Here is a 268-nt window from a genome sequence, read left to right as displayed (position 1 = left end):
TTTCAACACAAAGCTGGCCATTGAATCGTTCCCTTATGTCATAAAAGGCATTGGATATACGCTGCTCATCTCTTTTGTGAGCATGTTTGCGGGAACGGTGATCGGCCTGTTCATATCACTCGCCAGAATGTCTCAGCTTACCTTGTTAAGGTGGCCGGCGAAGCTCTATATCTCATTTATGCGAGGCGTTCCGATTTTAGTGATCTTGTTTATCCTTTATTTCGGATTTCCTTATATCGGCATTGAATTTTCCGCTGTCACAGCCGCT

The 268-nt window shown here is 44.4% G+C and carries 1 protein-coding gene; it reads left to right on the top strand.

Features of this window, described 5'->3' with window-relative positions:
* On the top strand, positions 1–268 hold a 268-nt coding region (locus tag CF394_RS11970), incomplete at both ends, for an ABC transporter permease subunit (protein ID WP_165767553.1).

Source organism: Tetzosporium hominis (assembly GCF_002265435.1).
Classification (GTDB): domain Bacteria; phylum Bacillota; class Bacilli; order Bacillales_A; family Planococcaceae; genus Chryseomicrobium; species Chryseomicrobium hominis.
The sequence above is the reverse complement of the archived record's forward strand: the minus strand, read 5'-3'. Positions and strand labels throughout refer to the sequence as shown.